The organism is Escherichia sp. MOD1-EC5189, from assembly GCF_002966045.1.
GTDB classification, from domain to species: domain Bacteria; phylum Pseudomonadota; class Gammaproteobacteria; order Enterobacterales; family Enterobacteriaceae; genus Escherichia; species Escherichia coli_F.
The window spans coordinates 1-3,523 of record NZ_PTRX01000068.1 but is presented as its reverse complement, the minus strand read 5'-3'; the positions used below and the strand labels follow the sequence as shown (position 1 = coordinate 3,523).

Annotated in this window: 4 protein-coding genes; all 4 read left to right on the top strand. The window is 52.4% G+C overall.

Annotated features, from left to right (window positions below; genetic code table 11):
- A partial coding sequence (locus ATB02_RS25310; RefSeq protein WP_123059869.1) for a S1 RNA-binding domain-containing protein occupies window positions 1–874 on the top strand: 874 nt, incomplete at its 5' end.
- Window positions 875–982: 108 nt separating this feature from the next.
- Entirely contained in the window at window positions 983–1,867 is an 885-nt protein-coding gene (gene nlpI / locus ATB02_RS25305) for a lipoprotein NlpI (protein WP_000802080.1), read from the top strand.
- A 106-nt stretch (window positions 1,868–1,973) separates the two neighbouring features.
- Window positions 1,974–2,054, top strand: a complete 81-nt coding sequence (gene yrbN, locus ATB02_RS25300; protein ID WP_010723222.1) for a protein YrbN — start codon at window positions 1,974–1,976, stop codon at window positions 2,052–2,054.
- Window positions 2,047–3,523 (top strand): ATP-dependent RNA helicase DeaD (gene deaD, locus ATB02_RS25295; protein WP_105272388.1); only part of this gene is annotated, 1,477 nt, incomplete at its 3' end. The genes yrbN and deaD, both read left to right, overlap by 8 nt.

Genomic DNA, 3,523 nt, shown 5'->3' with positions numbered 1-3,523 from the left:
CCCGTACACCGTACGTGTAGTGTCTGAAATTACCGAATCCAACGGTTCTTCTTCTATGGCTTCCGTGTGCGGTGCGTCTCTGGCGCTGATGGACGCAGGTGTGCCAATCAAAGCTGCTGTTGCGGGTATCGCAATGGGTCTGGTGAAAGAAGGCGACAACTACGTTGTACTGTCTGACATTTTGGGCGACGAAGATCACCTGGGCGATATGGACTTCAAAGTTGCGGGTTCCCGCGACGGTATCTCTGCACTGCAGATGGATATCAAAATTGAAGGTATCACCAAAGAGATCATGCAGGTTGCGCTGAATCAAGCTAAAGGTGCGCGTCTGCATATCCTGGGCGTCATGGAGCAGGCGATCAACGCGCCGCGTGGTGATATCTCTGAGTTTGCACCGCGTATCCATACCATCAAGATCAATCCGGACAAGATCAAAGACGTTATCGGTAAAGGCGGTTCTGTTATCCGTGCCCTGACCGAAGAAACTGGCACCACCATCGAAATCGAAGATGACGGTACTGTGAAGATCGCAGCGACCGACGGCGAGAAAGCGAAACACGCTATTCGTCGTATCGAAGAAATCACCGCAGAAATCGAAGTGGGTCGCGTCTACAATGGTAAAGTGACCCGTATCGTTGACTTTGGCGCGTTTGTTGCCATCGGCGGCGGTAAAGAAGGTCTGGTCCACATCTCTCAAATCGCCGACAAGCGTGTTGAGAAAGTGACCGACTACCTGCAGATGGGTCAGGAAGTACCGGTGAAAGTTCTGGAAGTCGATCGCCAGGGCCGTATCCGTCTGAGCATTAAAGAAGCGACTGAGCAGTCTCAACCTGCTGCAGCACCGGAAGCTCCGGCTGCTGAACAGGGCGAGTAAGGTTGCCATTTGCCCTCCGCTGCGGCGGGGGGCTTTTAACCGGGCAGGACGCCTTGTTAGCAACCGGGAACAGGACGTTCATTCAACCGTGGTCTTCGGGAGTGGGAAATGAAGCCTTTTTTGCGCTGGTGTTTCGTTGCGACAGCACTTACGCTTGCAGGATGCAGTAATACTTCCTGGCGTAAAAGTGAAGTCCTCGCGGTACCATTGCAACCGACTTTGCAGCAGGAAGTGATTCTGGCACGTATGGAACAAATCCTTGCCAGTCGGGCTTTAACCGATGACGAACGCGCACAGCTTTTATATGAGCGCGGAGTGTTGTATGATAGTCTCGGTCTGAGGGCATTAGCGCGTAACGATTTTTCGCAAGCGCTGGCAATCCGACCGGATATGCCTGAAGTATTCAATTACTTAGGCATATATTTAACGCAGGCAGGCAATTTTGATGCTGCCTATGAAGCGTTTGATTCTGTACTTGAGCTTGATCCAACTTACAACTACGCGCACTTGAATCGCGGGATCGCATTATATTACGGCGGTCGTGACAAGTTAGCGCAAGATGATCTGCTGGCGTTTTATCAAGACGATCCCAATGATCCTTTTCGTAGTCTGTGGCTTTATCTCGCCGAGCAGAAGCTCGATGAGAAGCAGGCTAAAGAAGTGTTAAAACAGCACTTCGAAAAATCGGATAAGGAGCAGTGGGGATGGAACATTGTCGAGTTCTACCTGGGCAACATTAGCGAACAAACGTTAATGGAAAGGCTCAAGGCGGACGCAACGGATAACACCTCGCTCGCTGAGCATCTCAGTGAAACCAACTTCTATTTAGGTAAGTACTACCTAAGTCTGGGGGATTTGGACAGCGCCACGGCACTGTTCAAACTGGCGGTTGCCAACAACGTTCATAACTTTGTTGAGCACCGATACGCATTGTTGGAATTATCGCTCCTGGGCCAGGACCAAGATGACCTGGCAGAATCGGACCAGCAATAGCTGACGTACACATCAGCCCGTAATCTTTTTTGATTGCCATCACCTTAACGGGTGAGGGCGTTGTTGTTCGTTAATACACCTACTTTGAGCCGGTTCACACTTTTCAATGAAAATTGCTGATCAATTTCATGATGAGTTATGTAGACTGGCCGCCATTAATTTTGAGGCACACGTACTACATGGCTGAATTCGAAACCACTTTTGCAGATCTGGGCCTGAAGGCTCCTATCCTTGAAGCCCTTAACGATCTGGGTTACGAAAAACCATCTCCAATTCAGGCAGAGTGTATTCCACATCTGCTGAATGGCCGCGACGTTCTGGGTATGGCCCAGACGGGGAGCGGAAAAACTGCAGCATTCTCTTTACCTCTGCTGCAAAATCTTGATCCTGAGCTGAAAGCACCACAGATTCTGGTGCTGGCACCGACCCGCGAACTGGCGGTACAGGTTGCTGAGGCAATGACGGATTTCTCTAAACACATGCGCGGCGTAAACGTGGTTGCCCTGTACGGCGGCCAGCGTTATGACGTGCAATTACGCGCCCTGCGTCAGGGGCCGCAGATCGTTGTCGGTACTCCTGGCCGTCTGCTGGACCACCTGAAACGTGGCACTCTGGACCTCTCTAAACTGAGCGGTCTGGTTCTGGATGAAGCTGACGAAATGCTGCGCATGGGCTTCATCGAAGACGTTGAAACCATTATGGCGCAGATCCCGGAAGGTCATCAGACCGCTCTGTTCTCTGCAACTATGCCGGAAGCGATTCGTCGTATTACCCGCCGCTTTATGAAAGAGCCGCAGGAAGTGCGCATTCAGTCCAGCGTGACTACCCGTCCTGACATCAGCCAGAGCTACTGGACTGTGTGGGGGATGCGTAAAAACGAAGCACTGGTACGTTTCCTGGAAGCGGAAGATTTTGATGCGGCGATTATCTTCGTTCGTACTAAAAACGCGACTTTGGAAGTGGCAGAAGCTCTTGAGCGTAACGGCTACAACAGCGCTGCACTGAACGGTGACATGAACCAGGCGCTGCGTGAGCAGACGCTGGAACGCCTGAAAGATGGTCGTCTGGATATCCTGATTGCGACCGACGTTGCGGCCCGTGGCCTGGACGTTGAGCGTATCAGCCTGGTAGTTAACTACGATATCCCGATGGATTCTGAGTCTTACGTTCACCGTATTGGTCGTACCGGCCGTGCGGGGCGTGCTGGTCGTGCGCTGCTGTTCGTTGAGAACCGCGAGCGTCGTCTGCTGCGCAACATTGAACGCACTATGAAGCTGACCATTCCGGAAGTAGAACTGCCGAACGCAGAGCTGCTGGGCAAACGCCGTCTGGAAAAATTCGCCGCTAAAGTACAGCAGCAGCTGGAAAGCAGCGATCTGGATCAATACCGTGCACTGCTGAGCAAAATTCAGCCGACTGCAGAAGGTGAAGAGCTGGATCTCGAAACTCTGGCAGCCGCACTGCTGAAAATGGCACAGGGTGAACGTACTCTGATCGTGCCGCCAGATGCGCCGATGCGTCCGAAACGTGAATTCCGTGACCGTGATGACCGTGGTCCGCGCGATCGTAACGACCGTGGCCCGCGTGGCGACCGTGAAGATCGTCCGCGTCGTGAACGTCGTGATGTTGGCGATATGCAGCTGTACCGTATTGAAG